We start from the raw sequence: 21,080 nt of genomic DNA on the forward strand, positions 1-21,080 counted from the left end.
GGAAACCGGTGGGCTGGAGCCGGCCATGGCTGTTCCAGCCCGGAAATCAGCCGCGGGAAGCTTTGAACCATTCCGCGGTGGCGCGCAACCCGGACGCAAGGTCATGGGGCGGGCGCCAGCCGAGCCTTTCGCGGATGGGGTCGTCATCCACCGTCAGCGTGCCGGCCAGCCGGTCGAACACCGCCCGCGTGCCGGTCAATGCCGCCCCCAGCGCGATCAGCCCGCGCGGCACCGGGACCAGCCGTGCCGGCTGGCCGAGCGCTTCGGCGATGGCGCGCACCAGTCCGGCGGTCGAAACCGGCTCCCCATCCTGGACGAGGAAGGTCCGGCCGGCGGCGTCGGGATGTTCCAGCACCGTCACCACTGCGTCGGCGAGGTTGCCGACATAGATCAGGCTGCGCCGGTTGTGGATGCCGCCAAGCGGCAGCGGCAGGCCGGTCGCCACCAGCTTGACCAGGGCCCGCATGTTGCCGGCCGCACCAGGGCCGTAGACCAGCGGCGGCCGGATCACCGCCACCTCCATGCCGGTGCGGGCGGAGATCGCCGCCAGCCCACGTTCCGCTTCCAGCTTCGAGATGCCGTAGGGGCTGTGGGGGTCGGGTACCGTCGCCTCGTCCAGCGGGGCGGGGCGGCTTTCATCCACCATCGCCTTGATGCTGCTGAGGAAGACGAAGCGCTTGACCCCGGCGGCGGCCGCCTGCTCCGCCAGCCGGATCGTGCCGGCGGTGTTGACGCGGCGGAACTCCGCCAGCGGGTCGGCGGCCTTGTCGCGCATCACATGGACGCGGGCCGCCATGTGAATCACCGCGTCGATGCCGGCCAGCGCCGCGGTCCAGTCGGTGCCGGGGCCGATGTCGCCGACCACCGCCGGTTCCACCACCGCCGGTTCCCATGGCCCATCCTGCGGGTTGCGCAGGGCGGCACGCACCGTGTGCCCGTGGGCGGCCAGAAGCGGGATGGTGTGGCGGCCGACGAAGCCGGTGGCGCCGGTCAGGAGAACGCGCATGGGGAGGACGGTCCGGGCTGGATTCGGTTGGTGCAGGCAAGCATGCCTTAGTATCCGGTTTGGCCGGGTGGCGCCACGGCACAAAGCCCCAAGACCCTTTTCCAGCTTTCGGTCGGGGGTCGGAATGGCTATAAGCTGGAGAGGGACGCGTGAATAAGGACGCTACCAAGACATGTCACATACCGTCGACGGTGCAAATGATCGGCACAGCCGGATCATCATCGTCAGCTTTAATTGCGCAGACTTCGTCAATCGCGTCATTGGCTGTCTGCTCGATCAGACCGATCCCGCCTTCGAGGTGGTGATCGTCGACAATGCCTCCAAGGATGTCGACGGCATCGCTTTGCCCGCCGATCCGCGCTTTCGCATGGTGCGGATGGACACGAATGTCGGCTTCGCCAAGGCGAACAACGTCGGCGCTGCCGGGGCCACCGTCCCCTGGATCGTCACGCTGAACCCCGACGCCTTCCCGCGCCGCGACTGGATGGAGCGGCTGCAGGCCGCCGCCCATGCGCAGCCCGACGTGGCGATGTTCGGCTCGACCCAGCTCTTCTCGCACGATCCCCGGATGATCGACGGCGAGGGCGACCAGTATTCGATCTTCGGCTTCGCCTGGCGGGTCAACTACCGCCGCATGCTGAAGCCGCCCTATTACAGCGGAGCGGTCTTCTCGCCCTGTGCCGCGGCGGCCATGTACCGGCGCGACTATTTCGAGGCGGTCGGCGGTTTCGACGAGGATTTCTTCTGCTATTGCGAGGATGTCGACCTCGGCTTCCGCATCCGGCTCGGCGGCGGACCGGCGGTGCAGGTCGGCGACGCGGTGGTGGAGCATGTCAGCAGCGGCGTGTCCAAGCAGTACGGCACCTTCGCCCAGTATCACGGCGTCCGCAATCTGGTGTGGACGATGGTGAAGAACATGCCGCTGCCGCTGCTGCCGCTGGCCTTCCTCGGCCATACGCTGCTGGTGGTCTATCTGGTCTTCCGCAGCCTGGGCAGCGGGCGCACCGGCGCCATCGGCCGCGGCATCCGCGACGCGCTGCGCGGACTGCCGGGGATGATCGCCAAGCGCCGGGCCATTCAGCACGACCGCAAGGCGACGCTTGGGCAGGTTGCCCGCATGATCGCCTGGAACCCGCTGCTGCTGAAGACGCGTGGCCGGCCGGGATGCCGGCTGTCGCGCCGCTCAGACCAGCCGCCAGCCGTGGGTGTTGAAAAAGCGTAGGGCGGAGCGGGCGAACATCCGGATGTGCGCGCCGCCCTTGCGCGCCGCCTTGCCGCCGAAATGCACCATGCGGACATCCGGCACATAGGCGATCTCGCCCAGCGCCATCGCCCGGCGCGACAGGTCGAAATCCTCGAAATACAGGAAATAGCCGTCGTCGAAGCCGCCCAGCCGGGTCAGCGCATCGCGTCGGAACAGCATGAAGGCGCCGCTGACCTGCTCCAGCCCGGTCACGACGGCGTCGCGGGTGACGTCACGCATCTCGTAGCGGTCGAGCCGCTTGGCGAACATCCGCTTCACGGAGCCGGGGGCGAAGGCGCGCAGCCCCAGATCCAGCACGGTCGGCCGGCGCTTGCACAGGAACTCCTGCTCACCCGACGGGCCGAACACCTTGGGCGTCAGCAGCACGGTGCGCGGATGCGCCTCCATGTACCGCCAGCCGGCCAGCAGCGCGTCCGGTTCCAGCAGGATGTCGTAGTTCAGGATCAGATGGTAGGGCGCGTCGCCCTGCCGGATCGCCAGATTGTGCCCGGCGCCATAGCCGACATTGCCGTGCCCGGCGATCAGCGTCACCGGCGGCCGGCCGGTCTCCGCATAGCGGTCAAGCAGAGCCCGGAACGGGTTGGTCGCCGCGTCGCTGCCCTTTGGCGCGCCATTGTCGACGATCCACAGCCTGGTATGAACGCCGGTTCCCGCCGCCAGCCGGTCGGCGGCGGCACCGATGGTGTCGAGCGAGCGGGCAAGCAGCTCCCGATCGGGATGGTACAGGACGACGGACAGGTCGAGGAAAGCGGGAGTCATCGGATCACGCCTTCGCCATGCGGGTCAGCGTCGCCAGCAGCAGCGCGACGGCGACCGCCCCCGGCGCCAGCGTCCAGGCCCCGAAGGTCCCCGCGGCCAGCGCGGCGGCGACCAGGACGAGGCTGTAGGCGATGATGGTCAGCACCACGCGGTCGTGCCGGCCCACGCCCTTGGCGGCCTTCTGGTAGAAATGCTCGCGGTGGGCCTGCCAGATCTTTTCGCCGCGCAGCAGGCGGCGCAGCAGCGTGATGGTGGCGTCGGTCAGGTAATAGGCGGGCAGGATCAGTGCCGCCGCCCAATCGCCGCGGGCCGCCAGCGAGGCCAGCAGGAAGGCCAGGATATGGCCGAGCGGAATGCTGCCGACATCGCCCATGAACATGCGCGCCGGCCGCCAGTTGTGGGTCAGGAAGCCCGCCGCGGCTCCGGCCAGCGCCGCCCCGGCAACCCCGGTCAGGCCGAAATCGCCCATGACCAGCGACACCAGCGCCACGCCGCCGCCGATCAGGATGGTTTCGCTGCCGGCCAGCCCGTCGATGCCGTCCATGAAATTGTAGAGATTGACGAACCACAGCCACAGGAAGGCCGTCGCCGCCCGGTCCAGGCCCCAAGGCAGCCAGCCCTGCCAGACCAGCTGGTCCGCAGGCAGCGCCAGCAGTCCGAACGCCACCGCCAGCGCCTGCACCGCCAGCCGCAGCAGCGGCGACAGGGTGCGCCGGTCGTCCATCCATGACACCCCCATCAGCGCCAGCGTGCCCAGCAGAACGGCCCCGGTCTCCAGCGGCCGGCCCAGGACGAGTCCGGCGATGGCGAAGACCGGCACCACCGTCAGCATCACCGCCCATCCGCCGCCGCGCGGGGTGGGGGCCTGATGGCTCGACCGCTCGTTCGGGATGTCCATGATGCTGCTGGCGAGAAGATAGCGCAGCACCCGCGTCGACAGGTACCAGCCGATGGCCAGACACAGCAGGAAGACGCCGATCAGCGCGGTCGAATAGGCGGTGGAGGTCATGGCGGCTCGGATGGTGGAAAAGAGGGGGAGGTCAGAGCTTGTGATAGCGCTTGTACCACTCCACGAAGCGGGGCAGGCCGATCTCGATGGGTGTCTTCGGTTCGAAGCCCAGCAATTGGCGGCTCAGGTCGATGTCGGCGGCGGTCTCATGCACGTCGCCGGCCTGCATCGGCTCCATCACCTTCACCGCCTCGCGGCCAAGAGCCTGCTCCAGCACGCTGATGAAGCGCATCAGCTCTTCGCAGCGGTTGTTGCCGAGGTTGAAGACGCGGTGCGGGGCGCCGGTCTCCGCATCCACCGGGGCGGGACGGTCGAGGGCGGCCAGCACGCCGTCGACGATATCGTCGATATAGGTGAAGTCGCGCTTCATCTTGCCGTCGTTGAAGACGCGGATCGGCCGGCCGGCGGTGATGGCGTCGGCGAACAGCCATGTCGCCATGTCCGGGCGGCTCCACGGGCCGTAGACCGTGAAGAAGCGCAGGCCGGTCATCGGCATCCGGTAAAGATGGCTGTAGGTGAAGGCCAGCATCTCCGCCGCCTTCTTGGTGGCGGCATAGACCGATACCGGGCTGTCCACCCTGTCCTCCACCGAGAAGGGCATCTTGCGGTTGGCGCCATAGACCGACGAGGTCGACGCATAGACGAAATGCCGCAGGCCCGGCATGCGCCGCGCCGCCTCCAGCAACGTCACCTGACCGGTGACGTTGGCGTCGACGTAGGCATAGGGGTTCTCGATGGAGTAGCGCACGCCCGGCTGCGCCGCCAGATGGACGACGCCGGTCACATCGGCGAACTGCGGCCACAACCCCTCCACCGTCGCGCGGTCGGAGATGTCGGCCTTGATGAAGCGGAAGCCGGGCCGGCCGGTCAGCCGGGCCAGCCGCGCCTCTTTCAACGTCACCGCATAATAGTCGTTCAGGTTGTCGATGCCGAGCACGCTCTCCCCGCGGTCCAGCAGCGCAGCCGCGACATGCGATCCGATGAAGCCGGCGGCCCCGGTGACGAGGATGGTCATGGTCCGACACCCTATGTGACGATGGTCCGCCGGTCTTATGCCCCAGCGGCGGTTGGCGCGCCAGCCTCCATCCACGAGCCTCCACCGACCGGTTCGCACGCTTGACAGCCGATCCGCCCTGCCGGTCTACTGCGCGACCGCGACACATCAGGACCGATGGGACGATCGATGCCCCCGAAGAAGAATCCGCTGAACCTGAACCCGCTCCAGCTGCGCACCCTGACCCTGCTGCAGGAGATCGCCCGCCTGGAGAACAAGCCGGCCGAGGACGAGGAGGGTGGCTTCATGATCACCGGCCTGCCGCACGCCCACGGCAACCATTTCCATCTCGGCCATGCCGTCGTCGCCGCCAAGGACGCCACCGGCCTGCAGAACGATGCCGTCTGGACCATTCTGGAGCGTAAAGGCATCGTGAAGCGCACGCCCGCCGCCGCGATCCTGACCGCGACCGGTGTCGAGTACGACACCGGGCTGCGCGACCAGATCCTGCACCATTCCGACCACTGACATCCGGGGCGGAGCCGCGCCGATGGACGACCCCGCCGAAACCACGACCCCGCCGCCGGCCTCGGTGAAGCCGAAGCCGGCGGCATCGGGCCGTGACGAACGCCTTGCCGCCCGCCTGCGCGAGAACCTGCGCAAGCGCAAGGAACAGGCGCGGCAGCGAGGGGAATAGTCCCTCTCCCGGAATCTTCCCTCTCCCGAACTTGGGGAGAGGGCGCTTCCGCTCAGGCCAAACCGCTTTAGGCCAGTTCCTTCCTGAACCAGATCTGCCTATGCCCCGGCGGGTAGCCCTCCATCTCCGCCCACACCTCATAGCCCTGCTTCGGGTAGAAGCCGGGCGCCTGGAAATCGTAGGTGTAGAGCCGCGACCAGCGGCAGCCGCGGGCCTCGGCCTCCGCCTCCGCCGCGGCCAGCAACCGGCCGCCGAGACCGCTGCCGCGCGTGGAGTCGTCCACCCACAGCAGGTCGACATACAGCCATTCCCAGTTGGTGTAGCCGACCAGCCCGCCCTTCAGCGCGCCATCCGCATCGCGGGCGGCAACCACTAGGTCGCGGCGGTCATAGGCGCGGCCGAGCGACGCCTCGTTGTAGGCGCGCAGGCCCTCGTAGATTCCGGCGAGGTCGGCCGGGGTGGGGGTGTCCGTCACGGACAGGATGAAGTTCTGGCTCATGGACGCCGAGCTTAGACGCCGCGGCGACGAAGACCAGCGCCGTGATAAAGAACCGTCCATGCGCGCCAAGCGGCCCACCTTTCCTTGAGCGCCGCCGCGTGCTCGGCTACAAACCAGCCTTCACGACCCCTCCATCCAATCGATACGCCAAGGAGTACCCCCGCGATGGGCATCATGCCGGACAGCTGGATCCGCGAGATGGCCGAGACCAAGGGCATGATCGAGCCCTTCGTCGAGACCCAGAAGCGCGAAGGCGTGATTTCCTACGGCGTGTCGTCCTACGGCTACGACGCCCGGGTCGCCGACGAGTTCAAGATCTTCACCAACGTCGACAACGCCATCGTCGACCCGAAGCGCTTTGACGATTCGAGCTTCGTCGACCGCAAGACCGACGTCTGCATCATCCCGCCGAACAGCTTCGCGCTGGCCCGCACGGTCGAGTATTTCCGCATCCCGCGCGACGTTCTGGTCATCTGCCTGGGCAAGAGCACCTATGCCCGCTGCGGTCTGATCGTGAACGTCACCCCGCTGGAGCCGGAGTGGGAAGGCCACGTCACGCTGGAGATCTCCAACACCACCCCGCTGCCTGCCAAGGTCTATGCGAACGAGGGGCTGTGCCAGTTCCTGTTCCTGAAGGGCGACAGCGTCTGCGATGTGTCCTACGCCGACAAGTCCGGCAAATACATGGGGCAGAAGGGCGTCACGTTGCCCCGGCTCTGAGCACTCCTCTCTGAACGCCTTCAAAAGCGTATCCGCGAAAGAAACAGGTCCATGGACAAGATCCGCATCCGCGGCGGCCGCCCGCTGAACGGCTCCATCACCGTTGGTGGCGCCAAGAACGCCGCCCTGCCGCTGATGACGGCGTCTCTTCTCACCGACGAGACGCTGACGCTGACCAACCTGCCGATCCTGGCCGACATCAACACGCTGTGCAATCTGCTGTTGCAGCACGGCGTGGCGATCCACATGGCCGGGGCGGGTGGCGATTGCGCCGGCCGCGCCGTGGACTTCACCGCGCGCGACATCACCAACACCACCGCCCCCTACGATCTGGTGCGCAAGATGCGCGCCAGCGTGCTGGTGCTGGGGCCGCTGCTGGCCCGCTGCGGCGAGGCCAAGGTGTCGCTGCCCGGCGGCTGCGCCATCGGCGCGCGTCCGGTGGACCTGCACATCAAGGGCCTGGAGGCGATGGGCGCCGACATCCGGATCGATGCCGGCTACATCGTCGCCAAGGCTCCGGCGGGCGGCTTGCGCGGTGCGGAATACGTCTTCCCCAAGGTGTCGGTCGGCGCGACTGAGAACCTGCTGATGGCGGCTACGCTCGCCAAGGGCACCACCATCCTGGTCAACGCCGCGCGCGAGCCGGAGGTGACCGACCTTGCCGAATGTCTGGTCAAGATGGGGGCGAAGATCACCGGCATCGGCACCGACCGGCTGGTGGTCGAGGGTGTCGACCGGTTGCACGGCGCCCGCCACATGGTGGTGGCCGACCGCATCGAGACCGGCACCTATGCCATGGCCGCCGCCATCACCGGTGGCCGTCTTGACATCATGAACACCCGTCTCGATTTGATCAAAGCGGCGGTCAAGGCGCTGGCTCCGGCCGGCGTCGCCTTCGAGGAGATCGAGAACGGAATCCGCGTGTCGCGCGCGAACGGAGAACTGCACGGCGTCGATGTGATGACCGAGCCGTTCCCCGGTTTCCCCACCGACCTTCAGGCCCAGATGATGGCCCTGATGTGCACGGCGACGGGTGCCGCGATGATCACGGAAACGATCTTCGAGAACCGGTTCATGCACGCGCCGGAGCTGACCCGCATGGGCGCGCGGATCACGGTCCACGGCTCGTCGGCCCTGGTGCGCGGCGTGGAACGGCTGACCGGCGCGCCCGTGATGGCGACGGACCTGCGCGCTTCGGTGTCGCTGGTGCTCGCCGGGCTGGCGGCGGAGGGGGAAACCACGGTCAACCGCGTCTACCACCTCGACCGCGGCTATGAGCGGGTGGAGGAGAAGCTGGCCGCCTGCGGTGCGGAGATCGAACGCATCCACGGCGGCGACGAGTAAACGGCGGGGGTGCCCCTCCCGCCATCCCCTGAGGTTGGCCTTTCCCGAGAGGTGCCCCCGAACATGACGGCCCCAGCCATGACCCCGATCCGCCTGCGCGCCGAAGACGAGGAGGATCTGAAGGTCGTCTCCGCCTGCTTGCAGGACGCCATCCTGCCGGTCGGCGACATGTGCTTCCAACCCGACGAGAAGCGGTTCGTCATGGTCGTCAACCGCTTCCGCTGGGAGGCCGCCGACGGCCCGCGTCCCGGCCCGTCCGCCGATGACGACGTTCTGGCCCCCTATGAGCGGGTCCATTGCGGCCTGCGGGTGGAGGGGGTCACCGGTGCCAAGCTGCGCGGCTTCGACCTGAAGGAACGCGGCCGCATCATGGAGCTGCTGTCGATGGAGACAGTGGAGGGCGGCGTCGCCCTGCATTTCGCCGGTGGCGGCTGTGTCCGCCTCGATGCGCCGTCCTGGCGCGTGATGGTGGAGGATCTGGGCGAGCCCTGGCCCACCGGCTGCAAACCCTGCCACCCCGACGAACCGGCCTGACCGCTTCGAGACGGGTCCAGAGCGCTGGCGATCAGCGCTCCGCGACCTGGGTATCGGCGTGCAGGCGGCTGATCACGTCCTGCGCGGTCTTTTTGTAGGTCACCGTGTCCTCATCCTCGCCCGGCGACAGTTGCGAGCGGCGGACGGTGAAGAAGCGGTGGCCGACATCCAGCATGCCGCTGGCTTCGACCAGGATGCTGGTGTCCTTGCCGTCGGCGCTGGGCGAAACGGAAACGATCTGGCCCAGCTCTTCGCCGAGCAGGCCGGTCACTTCCAGCCCGACAAGATCGTCGCCACCGCGCGGATCCGCGGCCTGGACCGACTCGATGTGGGCGAATGGCAGGGTTGCCGCCAGCGCAAGGCCGGCCAACAGGGTCTGGAACCTCATGATTTCGGCTCCCATCGCTGATGTGTGTCTCGTATGTCACAATCAACATGGGAATTGCGGGACAGTTCCCAGGGAACCATCCAGGGGTAATCCGGTTTTTGCGGCATGACCCTCAGTGAAGGACGTGCCTCGATGGCTCAGAAACTCGATGGAAAGACCGTTGCCGTGCTCGCCACCGACGGCTTCGAACAGGTGGAACTGACCGAACCGGTGAAGGCGCTGCGCGAGGCCGGCGCCACCGTGCATGTGGTCGCCCCCAAAGGCGGGCAGATTCAGGGCTGGAATCACCATGACCGCGGCGACATGGTCGATGTCGATGTGACGCTCGACCAGGCCGATGCCGGACGTTACGACGCGCTGCTGCTGCCGGGCGGGGTGATGAACCCGGATTCGCTGCGGCTGGAGCCGAAGGCAATCGCGTTCGTGAAGAGCTTCGTGGAGTCCGGCCGCCCCATCGCCGCGATCTGCCACGGTCCCTGGACGCTGATCGATGCCGGCGGCGTGCGCGGCAAGCGAATGACGTCCTGGCCGTCCTTGCAGACCGACCTGCGCAACGCGGGCGCCAACTGGGTGGACGAGCAGGTGGTGACCGACCACGGGCTGGTCACGTCGCGCAAGCCGGACGACATTCCGGCCTTCTGCCGCAAGATGATCGAGGAGTTCTGCGAAGGCCGCCACGCCGGCCATCGCCACGCGGCGGAGTAAGGAAGCAGATTTGCTCCCTGCCTATCCCTCTCCCGCGAAGCGGGGGAGGGAAGGGGGCTATCGAACATATGGGAAGAGGGCGCCCCTCTCCCGCTGAACCTACGCCGTCACCAGCGGTGACAAGCCGTTCTGGATGGCCCACACCGCGGCCTGGGTGCGGTTCTGCGCGTTGATCTTCCGCATCACGTTTTTGAAATGCATCTTCACCGTCGATTCGGTGATGTGCAGATTGCGCGCGATGGCCTTGTTCGACTGGCCGGCCAGCAGGCAGCGCAGGATCTGCACCTCACGCTTCGACAGGTCGCTGCTGGGCGGCATGGCAATCGGGGTGGGGTTGTGCTGCGGGCGTTCGTTGGCGGCGGCCATCAGCAGGCCGGCGACATGGGTGGGATAGACCACCTCGCCCAGCATCACCAGCCGCAGGGAGCGCAGCAGGCTCTCGCTCGACATGCTCTTGTTCAGATAAGCGTCGGCGCCGGCCTTCAGCGACTGCGACAGGCTGCGGTCGGCGATGGTGTCGGCGAGCACGGCGATCCGGGCGGAGGTGCCGTCGCGCAACCTCCGGATGCCGGCGATCTCCTCCGGCATGCCATCCTGCAGCGCCAGCACGATCAGGTCAGGTTCCTCGCCGTCGGCAATCAGGTCGAGCGCGTCGTCGGCGCTGGCCGCGTGGGCGCTGACCCGGAAGGGGCCGCCGCCGATCAACGTTGCCAGTGCCGCAGAAAACAGCCGGTCGTGGTCAACCAGCATCACAGTCCATGTCGTCATCGATCATCCTCCGCTGAGCCGCCCTTTTTCCGGGCGGCGGCGATCCCCCTTTTGTTCCGCGCCTGAAGGTCCAGGAAAAGGACCGGACCGGTTGGCCCGGTCCGCGCGGACTCCGAACATAGAAAATTAGAACAATATTGTTCGGAACAGCGGGCTTTACGCTTCATGCTGGGATGATTTATACGGTTCATTAACCAACAGCGCAAGGTGAGAACAGGAAAGTCACAGCCAATAGATCGGATTTGCGGTGAAAATGATCGTGGATCCATTCATTCGATATTTAGGGGTAGCTGCGCCAAGGAGCGGCGCGAATGAACCGCTTTCCCATTGGGGCTTTTTGGTGTTCTTGGCCCTGACTGAGAAGCGGTCCGCTGAGAATAAGGGGACACGATGGAGTTCGAGCTTCAAGCGCGCGGTGGTTCGCGTAGCGCGGGCAATCCCACGCGGATTTTTCTGGTGGTCGACGAGCAGCCGATGGTCCGCCATGGCTTCGCGCTGTCCATCGGCGAGATCTGCCCTGGGACGCGCGTGCTGGAGGCCGGGTCGTTGGATGAAGCGCTGAACGTCGGCCGCCAGACGCCCGAGCTGGCCCTTGTCCTGTACGACCCCGGCCCGCCGCGCGTGGATGGCGATGACGCGGGCGGCGGCGCCATCGCCGGGCTGCGCCGTCTGAAAGAGGCTCTGGGCGAGGTGCCGGTCCTGATCCTGACCAACTCGGACGAGGTGGCCGACATCGTCGACAGCGTCCGCATGGGCGCCCGCGGTTATGTGCTGAAGACCAGCCCGCCGGAGGTGCTGGAGCATGCCATCTCGCTGGCGCTCAGCGGCGACATCTTCCTGCCGTTGCCGCGTGCCGTGCTGAATGGGGCGCTGGCCGAGGGGCCGCGCGGCAACGACGACATTCTGGACCGGTTGACCGACCGCCAGCGCGACGTGTTCGAGCTTCTGCTGGCCGGCCACTCCAACAAGGAGATCGCCCGCGGCCTTGGTGTGCTGGAAGGCACGGTGAAGGTGCATGTGCGCGCGATCATGCAGAAGCTGGGCGTGCGCAACCGCACCCAGGTGGCGGTGGTCGCCGCCCGCAACGGCTGCTTCACCGGAGAAGGCTGAAGAGTCCGCATTGCCTGAACGGCCCCGCTTCCGGCAGACTGGCGCCCCTACGATCCAGTGAGGAGCGGGCGCTTGGTTCAGGTGGCGGAGGCCGGCAGGCCGGAAGAGTCGGTGGGCGGAGAAAAGGCGCGGGAGGAAAAGAAGGTCGCCGTCCATGGCGCCGCCACCGTCCGGTTCGAACATCGCCATGGCCAGACCCGGCTGGCGACGCTTTACCACCATGACCCGCTGCGGGTGCTGATGCCGACGCCGCGCCGCGATGACCTGCCCATCGCGGTGCTCGCCACCACCTCGGGCGGAATGGTCGGCGGCGACCGCATGGACATCGCCCTGTCCGTCGGGGCTGGCGCCAAGGCGCTGATCACCACCCAGGCGGCCGAGAAGGTCTATCGCTCCACCGGCGCCGACTGCCGCATCGACACCGCCCTGTCGGTGGAGGAGGGCGGCTGGCTGGAATGGATGCCGCAGGAAGCCATCGTCTTCGAAGGCTCCCGCCTGCGCCGCCTGACACGGATCGACCTGTCGGGCGACGGCCGCGCCATCGCCGGCGAGATGCTGGTCTTCGGCCGCGCCGCCTTCGGCGAGACGGTCACCCGCGGCCTGATTCGCGACGCCTGGGAGGTTGCCCGCGACGGCCGCCTGGCCTGGGCCGACGCCCTGCATCTGGACGACGACATCGCCGAGACGCTGGCCCATCCCGCCGGCTTCGGCGGTGCCGCCGCCTGCGCCACCCTTCTCCATGCCGCTCCCGACGCCGCCCGCCACCTCGATGCGGTCCGGGCACTGGCCGAGCCGATCGAGGGCGCCCGCATCGGCGCCACCGCGCTGGACGGTCTGCTGATCGTTCGCATCCTCGGCGGCGATGCCCGCGCCGTGCGGCGCGCTTACGCGGCACTGTGGTCGGGCCTGCGCGCCGAAGCCGCGGGCCTGCCCACCCGCCTGCCGCGGCTGTGGGAGGTCTGACGGCAACGTTCAGGCGCCGCTTGCCAGCACTTTCAACCCTCTACGTCATACGACGCACTTGGCGTGCCGCTCCGGCGTGGCATAATCGCCGGCAACGAACAGGGTGGCGAAAGGGCAATCCCCCGATGAACCTGACAGGGCGCGAGAAGGACAAGCTGCTCGTCGCGATGGCGGCGATGGTGGCGCGGCGGCGGCTGGAGCGTGGGGTCAAGCTGAACCACCCGGAGGCGGTCGCCCTCATCACCGATTACGTGGTGGAGGGTGCGCGCGACGGCCGCACGGTGGCGGAACTGATGCGGGACGGCGCCACCGTCCTGACCCGCGAGCAGGTGATGGACGGCGTGGCCGACATGATCCACGACATCCAGGTCGAGGCGACCTTCCCCGACGGCACCAAGCTCGTCACCGTCCACCAGCCGATCCGTTGAGAGGGGATGCCCGATGAAACCCGGTGAAATCTTCCCGGCGGCCGGCGAGATCGTGCTGAACGATGGCCGTGCCACCGTCGAACTCGACGTTGCCAATGCCGGCGACCGCCCGATCCAGGTCGGCTCGCACTTCCACTTCTACGAAACCAACAGCGCGCTGACCTTCGACCGCGAGCAGGCCAGAGGCTTCCGGCTCGACATTCCGGCCGGGACGGCGGTGCGTTTCGAGCCCGGCCAGACCCGGCGCGTGACGCTGGTCGCCTATGGCGGCGACCGGGTGGTCATCGGCTTCAACCGCAAGGTCAACGGCGCCCTCTGACGGGCCGACAGGAAGGGCGAACGACAATGGCGCACCGCATCGACCGGGCCGAATATGCGGCCCTCTACGGCCCGACCACCGGCGACCGCATCCGGCTGGCCGACACCGACCTGATCGTCGAGGTCGAACGCGACCACACCGTCTATGGCGAAGAGGTGAAGTTCGGCGGCGGCAAGGTGATCCGCGACGGCATGGGACAAAGCCAGCGCTCGCGCCACCAGGGAGCCGTCGACACCGTCATCACCAACGCCCTGATCATCGACCATTGGGGCATCGTCAAGGCCGACATCGGCATCACCGGCGGGCGCATCGCCGCCATCGGCAAGGCCGGCAACCCCGACATCCAGCCCGGCGTCGACATCATCATCGGTCCGGGCACCGAGGTGATCGCCGGCGAAGGCAAGATCGTCACCGCCGGCGGCATCGATGCCCACATCCATTTCATCTGCCCGCAGCAGGTGGACGAGGCGTTGAACAGCGGCGTCACCACCATGCTGGGCGGCGGCACCGGCCCGGCTGCCGGCACCTCGGCCACCACCTGCACGCCGGGGCCCTGGCATATGGAGCGGATGCTCCAGGCCGCAGAGGGGTTGCCCATCAACCTCGGCTTCTTCGGCAAGGGCAACACCAGCCGCCCCGACGCGCTGCTGGAGCAGATCGCCGCCGGCGCCTGCGGCCTGAAGCTGCACGAGGATTGGGGGACCACGCCCGACTCCATCGACACTTGCCTGACGGTGGCCGACCAGTTGGACGTCCAGGTGGCGATCCACACCGACACGCTGAACGAATCGGGCTTCGTCGAGGACACCATCGCGGCGTTCAAGGGCCGGACCATCCACACCTTCCACACCGAAGGGGCGGGCGGCGGCCATGCGCCGGACATCATCCGGGTGGCCAGCCTCGCCAACGTGCTGCCCAGCTCGACCAACCCGACGCGGCCCTTCACCATCAACACGGTGGACGAGCATCTCGACATGCTGATGGTGTGCCACCACCTCAGCCCGCGCATCCCGGAGGACGTCGCCTTCGCCGAAAGCCGCATCCGGCGCGAGACCATCGCGGCGGAAGACATCCTGCACGATCTGGGCGTCTTCTCCATGATCTCGTCGGACAGCCAGGCGATGGGCCGGCTGGGCGAGGTGGTGATCCGCACCTGGCAGACCGCGCACAAGATGAAGCTCCAGCGCGGCCGGCTGCCGCAGGAGACCGGCGACAACGACAATTTCCGGGTCAAGCGCTACATCGCCAAATACACCATCAACCCGGCGCTCTCGCATGGCATCGGCCATGTCGTCGGCTCGGTCGAGGTCGGCAAGCTGGCCGATCTGGTGGTGTGGTCGCCGGCCTTCTTCGGGGTGAAGCCGGACATGGTCATCAAGTGCGGCACCATCGCCGCCGCGCTGATGGGCGATCCCAACGCCTCGATCCCGACGCCGCAGCCGGTGCATTACCGCCCGATGTTCGGCGCGTTCGGCCGGGCGATGCAGGCCAGCAGCGTGACCTTCGTCAGCGCCAAGGCGCTGGAGCTGGAGGTTGGCCGCCAACTCGGCCTGCACCGCGAACTGATCGCCGTCAAGGGCACCCGCACCGTCGGCAAGAAGGACATGATCCACAACGACGCCACCCCGCACATCGAGGTGGATCCGGAGACCTACGAGGTGCGGGCGGACGGACAGCTGCTGACCTGCGAACCGGCGGAAATCCTGCCGATGGCGCAGCGCTATTTCCTGTTCTGAGGCGCAATTTTTAACTCCCTCTCCCCCCCGGGGAGAGGGTCAGGGTGAGGGGGAGCCGCTTCGAGGATCTCTTCGGCTGCGCCGAACCCCCTCATCCCAACTTTCTCCCCCCTTAAATAATGGGCAGGGGAGAAGGAGTCTTAGGCAGGGTCTATTCGTGATCGGTGTATTCGATTCAGGACATGGCGGATTGACGGTGCTGCGCGCCCTGGTGGACGCGGCACCCGGCCGGCCCTTCGTCTATCTCGGTGACCACGCCGCCGCTCCCTACGGCCCGCGCAGCGAGGACGACATCTACCGGCTGACCATCGCCGGGATGGACCGTCTGTTCGACCAGGGCTGCCGGCTGATCGTCATAGCCTGCAACACCGCCGCAGCCGTCGCGCTGCGCCGGCTCCAGCAGGAATGGCTGCCGTCGGCCCATCCCGGCCGCAACGTGCTGGGCGTGCTGGTGCCGATGGTGGAGGCGATCACCCGCGTGCCGTGGATGATCGACACCGTTCCGCCCGACCATCTCGCGGAGCCGCGCAGCGTCGGCATCTTCGCCACCGCGGCGACGGTCAACTCCGGCTCCTTCCCGCGGGAGATCGGCAAGCGCGCCCCGTCCGTCCGCGTCGTGCAGCAGGCCTGCCCCGACCTCGTGCCGCTGATCGAACGCGGCGCGCCGGACGACGAGATCGAGCCGGCGGTGAACGGCTATGTCCGTGTCCTGCTGGACAAGATGGGCAGCCAGCCGCTGGACACGGTGGTGCTGGGCTGCACCCATTACCCGCTGGTCCGCCATCTGTTTGCCCGCGCGCTGCCGCCGGGGGTGGAGGTGCTGTGCCAGCCGACGCTGACCGCCCGCTCGCTTGAGCAGTATATCGACCGCCATCCCGAATACCGGCCCGATCCGGTTGAACGGGGCCTGAAATTCTTCACCACCGGGAACGCGGCGCTGGTCAGCGAACTGGCCGGCCGCTTCTTCGGCCACCCGACCCCCTTCGAACGGCTTACCTGATGACCGATCCCGCCCGCCGCGCCACCCGAGTCCACGCCCGCGGCCATTGGCCGGCCGAGCAGGCGGCCGGCACCGTGACGCTCGCCTTCGACGACCGCTTCCGCCGCCGCATGGCGATGACCGACGATGCCGGCGGCGCCTTCCTGCTCGACCTGCCGCGGGCGGTGGCGCTGGACGACGGCGACGGGCTGGAACTGGGCGACGGCAACTTCCTCCGCGTGGTCGCCGCTCCCGAGGAGCTGATGGAGGTCCGCGTGCCCGGCCCGGTCGAGGCCTTCGCCCGCGTCGCCTGGCATCTCGGCAACCGTCACCTGCCAGTGCAGATTGTCGGCGACACCATCCGGCTGCGCCGCGACCATGTGATCGAGGACATGCTGCGCGGGCTGGGGGCCGAGGTGCGCGACGTGTCGGCGCCCTTCATGCCGGAAGGCGGCGCCTATGGCGGTCATTCGCATGGCGGCGGGCATGGGCATTCGCACTGATAAGCCCCTTCTCCCCCCCGCTCACGCGCAAACAGAGTTTGCGCTGACGCGACAGGCGGACCCATGGTCCGCCGAAAGCGGGGAGAAGGTTGGGATGAGGGGGTTCGGCGCAGCCGAAGATATCTCCGCCGCGCATCCCCCTCACCCTGACCCTCTCCCCGGGGGGAAGAGGGGATTCAATGGCGTCTCCACCCACGCCCTGACGCGCCTGCTGGCGTGGCTGTCGCCCAGCTTTCCGGTCGGCGGCTTCTCCTACAGCCATGGCATCGAAGCGGCGGTGGAGCAGGGGCTGGTGCGCGACCGGGCGACGATGATCGTCTGGCTCGACGGCATCCTGCGCCATGGCGCCGGGCGGACCGACGGCATGCTCTTCGCCGTCGCCCACCGGGCCGTGCTGGCCGGCGACGAGGCCGGCTTCGCCTGGGCGGTGGAGCGGGCCGACATCCTGCGTGCATCGGCCGAGATGGGGCTGGAATCGCGGGCGCAGGGGCAAGCCTTCCTGCTGGCGATCCGCGCCGCATGGCCGCTCGACGGGCTGGCGCGCTGGGATGCGGTGATCGCCGGCACCGGACGGCCGGTCGCCTATGCGGTTGCGGTGGCGCTGGCGGCATCCCTGATCGGCGTGGCGGAGGGGCCGGCGCTGACCGCCTATCTCCATGCCTTCTCCGCCAATCTGGTGTCGGCCGGTGTGCGGCTGGTGCCGCTGGGCCAGACCGACGGGCAGCGGGCGCTGGCCGCGCTCGACCCCATCACGCACCGGGCGGCCGAGGCGGCACTGGCGGCCCCGCTCGACGATCTCGGCGGCCGGGCGATGGCCGTCGACTGGACCTCGATGATCCACGAAACCCAATATACGAGGCTGTTCCGCTCATGAGCGCTCTCCCCGCTATCGAAAAGAGCCACGCCGGTCCGCTTCGCGTCGGCATCGGCGGTCCCGTCGGCTCCGGCAAGACCGCGCTGACCGACGCGCTGTGCAAGCGCATGCGCGAGGATTGGGAGGTCGCGGCGATCACCAACGACATCTACACCAAGGAGGACGCGGAGTTCCTCACCCGCTCCGGCGCCCTGAAGCCGGAACGGATCATGGGGGTGGAGACCGGCGGCTGCCCGCACACCGCGATCCGCGAGGACGCCTCGATCAACCTCGCCGCCGTCGACCAGATGAACGCGAAGTTCCCCAACCTCGATCTGATCTTCATCGAATCGGGCGGCGACAACCTCGCGGCGACCTTCTCGCCGGAACTGGCGGACATCACCATCTACGTCATCGACGTGTCGGCCGGCGACAAGATCCCGCGCAAGGGCGGGCCGGGCATCACCCGGTCGGACCTGCTGGTCATCAACAAGACCGATCTCGCCCCGATGGTCGGCGCCAGCCTGGAGGTGATGGACCGCGATGCCCGCAAGATGCGCGGCGACCGTCCCTTCGTCTTCGCCAACGTCAAGGCGGGCGAGGGGGTCGATGCCATCCAGTCCTTCATCGTCCAGCGCGGTGGGTTGCCCCTTCCGGGCTGACCTTCCACAACTGGGGGAAGATCGGCGCCCGGGACTCTCTGGCTGATGGAACCTCCGGCTTGACCATGCTGTTCATGCAGCATGAGACGATTCAAGCCGGAGGATGCCCTGATGACGCGCCCCACCCCTGCAACGGCCCTGCTGCTGGCCGCGCTGGGAACACTGTCCTTCGCCGCGCCCGCGCTGGCGGCCGACGACTGCGCGGCCGGGCTTGACCGGCTGGGACAGCAGGCGGCGGCTCTCGAGGCTGCCGGCCCCGGCTCCGCCGCTCCGGTGACCCCGCAGGAAACCGCACAGCTGCGCGCCCTCCAGCAGGCGGCGCAGGCCGCCGCACAGAAGGGCAACGCCCCCGCCTGCCAAGCCATCCTGGGCGAGGCGACGGCGCTCCAGGACTCCATCGCCCATCCGCGTGCCATCGCCGCCGACGATCTTGAGAACGCCAAGCTGCGCAGCCCGGATGGCAAGGATCTCGGGAGCATCTCCGAACTGATCATCGATCCCGGCACCGGGCGTGTCGCCTATGCGGCGGTCGAACTGGGCGGCTTCCTCGGCATCGGCGAGGCCGACTTCGCGGTTCCGTGGGCGCTGTTCACCCCGTCGGGCGAGGGCTATGTCCTGAATGTGCCGAAGGACAAGCTGACCAACGCGCCGCGGTTCGACGACAAGAACCGCCCGAACATGAACGACCGCCAGTGGGCGATGGCGGTTCACACCTATTACGGCGTCGCCCCCTACTGGATGCGCGATTCGGCGACGCTGGCCGCCATCGCCGGCGCGGCCGGCGGAAACAGCGAGGTCTCGGCGGCACCGCTGCGCCAGGAGGTGCAGCGCCTGTCGCAGGAGGTGGCGCGGCTGAACAGCGAGTTGCAGCAGGCGCGCGGCGCCGCCGGTTCCAGCGGGGTGACTCCCGGCGCAGGAATGGGGCAGGGCGGCTCGCCCCAGGCGGCGCCGGATGCCGCCGCGCAGACGCCATCCGGGAACGGCAACCCCCAGCCGCCGGTTTCCCAACAGTGACGCGATAACGATCCGATGGCGGACGATCCCTGATCGGGACCCGCCTGACCGGGACCCGCATTCAGGAGGACCGACATGGAACTCTCTTCGATCACCGATACGGCCCAGCGCAACCTGCGCGGCATAGCGGACCATATGGCCGACCGCTTGCCCGGCCCCACCGGCAGCTACGGCATCAATGTCGGCCACAATGAACGGCTGGCGTCGCTGGCCGGCGGCGTGGTGCTGGCGGTGCTGGGCCTGCGCCGGCCCAACTGGACCGGCGCCGCCATGGCGCTGGCCGGCGGCGCTCTGGTCGCTCGCGGCCTGACCGGCTACTGCCCCGGCAAGGCGATGCTGGCCGACTGGTCGCACAAAGACCGGGTGGCCTTTCCGGCTCAGGATGTCGAACATGGCATCGACCCCTATTCCCGTCATCCCGGCGACATCTATCAGGAGAGCTGCGAGGAGGAGATCGTCGACGAGGCTTCCCAGGAATCCTTCCCGGCGAGCGATCCGCCCTCCTTCAGCCCGGGTGTTGCGCGGTAAGCGGGCAATCAGCCAAGCGGCCTGATGCCATAACAGAAATGTCATCAAGAAACGGCCTGCCAGCCCCACGCTGGCAGGCCGTTTTTGATATGGATCAATGAAAGACAGAATTTGGGCGACTTCGGCTTTTACTGATCGTGCCTGCAGCAATGCTACGCAATGATTGAGACGCATGTGCGGTTCGCGCCCATTGCACGTTGCGGACTCGCGGCGGTTCGTTTATGGTGCACTGCACAAGGAACGCCGCGTCTGTGCACCCGGCGAAAGGCCGCCACGGTTGCGGCCGCTCCTCCCGTCACATCGACCGCAGGACAGTCCGCATGACCACGATCATTCCCGCCGCCGCCACGCTCGAAGGCAAGAAGGGGCTCGTTCTTGGCATCGCCAACGACCAGTCGATCGCCTGGGGCTGCGCCCGCGCCTTCCGCGCGATGGGTGCCGACCTCGCGGTCAGCTATCTGAACGACAAGGCCAAGAAGTTCGTCGAGCCGCTGGCCCAGCAGCTCGAGGCCGAGATCTTCGAACCGGTGGACGTCACCGGCGAGGGCGAACTGAAGGCCATCTTCGACAAGATCGGCGAGAAGTGGGGCAAGCTCGACTTCGCGCTGCACAGCATCGCCTTCGCCCCGAAGGAAGATCTGCACGGCCGCGTCGTCGATTGCTCGCGCGAGGGCTTCCAGCAGGCGATGGACGTCTCCTGCCATTCCTTCATCCGCATGGCCAAGTATGCTGAGCCGCTGATGAAGGACGGTGGGTCGCTGTTCACCATGTCCTATTTCGGCGCCAACCGCGTCATCGACAATTACGGCGTCATGGGTCCGGTCAAGGCCGCCCTGGAAGCCAGCGTGCGCTATCTGGCGGCCGAGCTGGGCCCGAAGGGCATTCGCGTCCACGCCATCTCCCCCGGCCCGATCAAGACCCGCGCCGCCTCCGGCATCGCCCATTTCGACGAGCTGATGAACAAGGCCGCCGAGCGCGCGCCGGAAGGCCGTCTGGTCACCATCGAAGAGGTCGGCTACACCACCGCCTTCCTCGCCACCGATGGCGCCAAGGGCATCACCGGCGACACCACCTATGTCGACTGCGGGTATTCGATCGTCGGCTGACGACGGGTCCCGATCCCCGCCCGATAGAGGCGGGGCACAGGATGCGGAATGGGGCGGGTGCGGCGACGCATCCGCCCTGTTTCGTTCCGGGCCTTCTCCTCCGCCTGTCTCCTGGCGGGTGCGTCATATTGCCGTGTGACGCCGCCGGCTGTTTTGGCGCAATGGTAACACCAGCCATAATCCGGGCTAACG

The 21,080-nt window shown here is 67.9% G+C and carries 26 protein-coding genes; 19 read left to right on the top strand and 7 right to left on the bottom strand.

Annotation, left to right across the window (positions count from 1 at the left end):
* Nucleotides 1-46: 46 nt before the first annotated feature.
* Complete coding sequence (locus ABNQ40_RS20280; protein WP_109050884.1) at nt 47-1,006, bottom strand: SDR family oxidoreductase; 960 nt, start codon at nt 1,004-1,006, stop codon at nt 47-49.
* Between the two features lie 172 nt (nt 1,007-1,178).
* On the opposite strand from ABNQ40_RS20280, the gene ABNQ40_RS20285 reads away from it, so the two are divergent.
* Nucleotides 1,179-2,228, top strand: a complete 1,050-nt coding sequence (locus ABNQ40_RS20285) for a glycosyltransferase family 2 protein (RefSeq protein WP_109050883.1) — start codon at nt 1,179-1,181, stop codon at nt 2,226-2,228.
* On the opposite strand, the gene ABNQ40_RS20290 is transcribed toward ABNQ40_RS20285, so the two are convergent.
* Genes ABNQ40_RS20290 through ABNQ40_RS20300 form a run of 3 tightly spaced genes read right to left on the bottom strand, consistent with a single transcriptional unit; the run spans nt 2,190 to nt 5,053 of the window.
* Nucleotides 2,190-3,029, bottom strand: coding sequence for a glycosyltransferase family 2 protein (locus ABNQ40_RS20290; RefSeq protein ID WP_109050882.1), 840 nt, complete (start codon nt 3,027-3,029; stop codon nt 2,190-2,192). The genes ABNQ40_RS20285 and ABNQ40_RS20290 overlap by 39 nt on opposite strands.
* Nucleotides 3,030-3,033: 4 nt before the next feature.
* Nucleotides 3,034-4,038: a glycosyltransferase family 4 protein gene (locus ABNQ40_RS20295; protein ID WP_109050881.1), complete on the bottom strand. Its 1,005-nt coding sequence runs from the start codon at nt 4,036-4,038 to the stop codon at nt 3,034-3,036.
* A 31-nt stretch (nt 4,039-4,069) separates the two neighbouring features.
* A complete protein-coding gene (locus tag ABNQ40_RS20300; protein ID WP_109050880.1) occupies nt 4,070-5,053 on the bottom strand; it encodes an SDR family NAD(P)-dependent oxidoreductase in 984 nt (327 codons plus the stop codon).
* A 168-nt stretch (nt 5,054-5,221) separates the two neighbouring features.
* On the opposite strand from ABNQ40_RS20300, the gene ABNQ40_RS20305 reads away from it, so the two are divergent.
* Both ABNQ40_RS20305 and ABNQ40_RS20310 read left to right on the top strand, forming a co-directional pair.
* Nucleotides 5,222-5,560: a hypothetical protein gene (locus ABNQ40_RS20305; RefSeq protein WP_109050879.1), complete on the top strand. Its 339-nt coding sequence runs from the start codon at nt 5,222-5,224 to the stop codon at nt 5,558-5,560.
* Between the two features lie 22 nt (nt 5,561-5,582).
* Nucleotides 5,583-5,729, top strand: a complete 147-nt coding sequence (locus tag ABNQ40_RS20310; RefSeq protein WP_199235372.1) for a hypothetical protein — start codon at nt 5,583-5,585, stop codon at nt 5,727-5,729.
* 67 nt (nt 5,730-5,796) lie between these two features.
* On the opposite strand, the gene ABNQ40_RS20315 is transcribed toward ABNQ40_RS20310, so the two are convergent.
* Complete coding sequence (locus tag ABNQ40_RS20315; RefSeq protein WP_109050878.1) at nt 5,797-6,228, bottom strand: GNAT family N-acetyltransferase; 432 nt, start codon at nt 6,226-6,228, stop codon at nt 5,797-5,799.
* A gap of 165 nt (nt 6,229-6,393) precedes the next feature.
* Here ABNQ40_RS20315 and dcd point away from each other — a divergent pair, with 165 nt between their 5' ends.
* From dcd to ABNQ40_RS20330, 3 genes are all read left to right on the top strand, one after another.
* Nucleotides 6,394-6,948: a dCTP deaminase gene (gene dcd, locus ABNQ40_RS20320; RefSeq protein WP_042696175.1), complete on the top strand. Its 555-nt coding sequence runs from the start codon at nt 6,394-6,396 to the stop codon at nt 6,946-6,948.
* A gap of 51 nt (nt 6,949-6,999) precedes the next feature.
* Nucleotides 7,000-8,292 (top strand): UDP-N-acetylglucosamine 1-carboxyvinyltransferase, encoded by a 1,293-nt coding sequence (gene murA, locus ABNQ40_RS20325; protein ID WP_109050877.1) that lies wholly within the window; start codon nt 7,000-7,002, stop codon nt 8,290-8,292.
* A 63-nt stretch (nt 8,293-8,355) separates the two neighbouring features.
* Complete coding sequence (locus ABNQ40_RS20330) at nt 8,356-8,826, top strand: DUF2948 family protein (protein ID WP_109050876.1); 471 nt, start codon at nt 8,356-8,358, stop codon at nt 8,824-8,826.
* A gap of 31 nt (nt 8,827-8,857) precedes the next feature.
* On the opposite strand, the gene ABNQ40_RS20335 is transcribed toward ABNQ40_RS20330, so the two are convergent.
* A complete protein-coding gene (locus ABNQ40_RS20335; RefSeq protein ID WP_109491065.1) occupies nt 8,858-9,214 on the bottom strand; it encodes a hypothetical protein in 357 nt (118 codons plus the stop codon).
* 132 nt (nt 9,215-9,346) lie between these two features.
* Here ABNQ40_RS20335 and ABNQ40_RS20340 point away from each other — a divergent pair, with 132 nt between their 5' ends.
* Nucleotides 9,347-9,919: a type 1 glutamine amidotransferase domain-containing protein gene (locus ABNQ40_RS20340; RefSeq protein WP_109050875.1), complete on the top strand. Its 573-nt coding sequence runs from the start codon at nt 9,347-9,349 to the stop codon at nt 9,917-9,919.
* Nucleotides 9,920-10,018: 99 nt separating this feature from the next.
* On the opposite strand, the gene ABNQ40_RS20345 is transcribed toward ABNQ40_RS20340, so the two are convergent.
* Nucleotides 10,019-10,687: a response regulator transcription factor gene (locus ABNQ40_RS20345; protein ID WP_109050874.1), complete on the bottom strand. Its 669-nt coding sequence runs from the start codon at nt 10,685-10,687 to the stop codon at nt 10,019-10,021.
* Between the two features lie 456 nt (nt 10,688-11,143).
* Between ABNQ40_RS20345 and ABNQ40_RS20350 the strand changes: the two genes are divergently transcribed.
* From ABNQ40_RS20350 to fabI, 12 genes are all read left to right on the top strand, one after another.
* Entirely contained in the window at nt 11,144-11,797 is a 654-nt protein-coding gene (locus tag ABNQ40_RS20350) for a response regulator transcription factor (protein WP_247879914.1), read from the top strand.
* A gap of 81 nt (nt 11,798-11,878) precedes the next feature.
* Nucleotides 11,879-12,760, top strand: a complete 882-nt coding sequence (locus tag ABNQ40_RS20355; RefSeq protein WP_247880206.1) for an urease accessory protein UreD — start codon at nt 11,879-11,881, stop codon at nt 12,758-12,760.
* A 125-nt stretch (nt 12,761-12,885) separates the two neighbouring features.
* Nucleotides 12,886-13,188 (top strand): urease subunit gamma, encoded by a 303-nt coding sequence (locus tag ABNQ40_RS20360; protein WP_109050871.1) that lies wholly within the window; start codon nt 12,886-12,888, stop codon nt 13,186-13,188.
* A 13-nt stretch (nt 13,189-13,201) separates the two neighbouring features.
* A complete protein-coding gene (locus tag ABNQ40_RS20365; RefSeq protein ID WP_109050870.1) occupies nt 13,202-13,507 on the top strand; it encodes an urease subunit beta in 306 nt (101 codons plus the stop codon).
* Between the two features lie 26 nt (nt 13,508-13,533).
* A complete protein-coding gene (ureC, locus tag ABNQ40_RS20370; RefSeq protein ID WP_109050869.1) occupies nt 13,534-15,243 on the top strand; it encodes an urease subunit alpha in 1,710 nt (569 codons plus the stop codon).
* 157 nt (nt 15,244-15,400) lie between these two features.
* Nucleotides 15,401-16,243 (top strand): glutamate racemase, encoded by an 843-nt coding sequence (gene murI, locus ABNQ40_RS20375; RefSeq protein ID WP_109050868.1) that lies wholly within the window; start codon nt 15,401-15,403, stop codon nt 16,241-16,243.
* On the top strand, nt 16,243-16,725 hold the full coding sequence (locus ABNQ40_RS20380; protein WP_109050867.1) for an urease accessory protein UreE: 483 nt from the start codon (nt 16,243-16,245) through the stop codon (nt 16,723-16,725). The genes murI and ABNQ40_RS20380 overlap by 1 nt, the downstream gene beginning before the upstream one ends.
* Nucleotides 16,726-16,819: 94 nt before the next feature.
* The gene (locus tag ABNQ40_RS20385; RefSeq protein ID WP_247879913.1) at nt 16,820-17,599 is read left to right on the top strand and encodes an urease accessory protein UreF; all 780 of its coding nucleotides are present in this window, start codon (nt 16,820-16,822) and stop codon (nt 17,597-17,599) included.
* Nucleotides 17,596-18,240 carry an urease accessory protein UreG gene (ureG, locus tag ABNQ40_RS20390; protein ID WP_098739331.1) on the top strand — a complete coding sequence of 215 codons (645 nt, stop codon included), beginning with the start codon at nt 17,596-17,598 and terminating at the stop codon, nt 18,238-18,240. Before ABNQ40_RS20385 ends, ureG begins: the two co-directional genes overlap by 4 nt.
* A 111-nt stretch (nt 18,241-18,351) precedes the next feature.
* The gene (locus tag ABNQ40_RS20395; protein WP_247879912.1) at nt 18,352-19,254 is read left to right on the top strand and encodes a PRC-barrel domain-containing protein; all 903 of its coding nucleotides are present in this window, start codon (nt 18,352-18,354) and stop codon (nt 19,252-19,254) included.
* Between the two features lie 75 nt (nt 19,255-19,329).
* A complete protein-coding gene (locus tag ABNQ40_RS20400; protein ID WP_109050865.1) occupies nt 19,330-19,782 on the top strand; it encodes a DUF2892 domain-containing protein in 453 nt (150 codons plus the stop codon).
* A gap of 320 nt (nt 19,783-20,102) precedes the next feature.
* A complete protein-coding gene (gene fabI, locus ABNQ40_RS20405) occupies nt 20,103-20,888 on the top strand; it encodes an enoyl-ACP reductase FabI (RefSeq protein ID WP_109050864.1) in 786 nt (261 codons plus the stop codon).
* Nucleotides 20,889-21,080: the final 192 nt, after the last annotated feature.

The organism is Azospirillum sp. A23 (assembly GCF_042938965.1).
GTDB lineage: Bacteria > Pseudomonadota > Alphaproteobacteria > Azospirillales > Azospirillaceae > Azospirillum > Azospirillum melinis.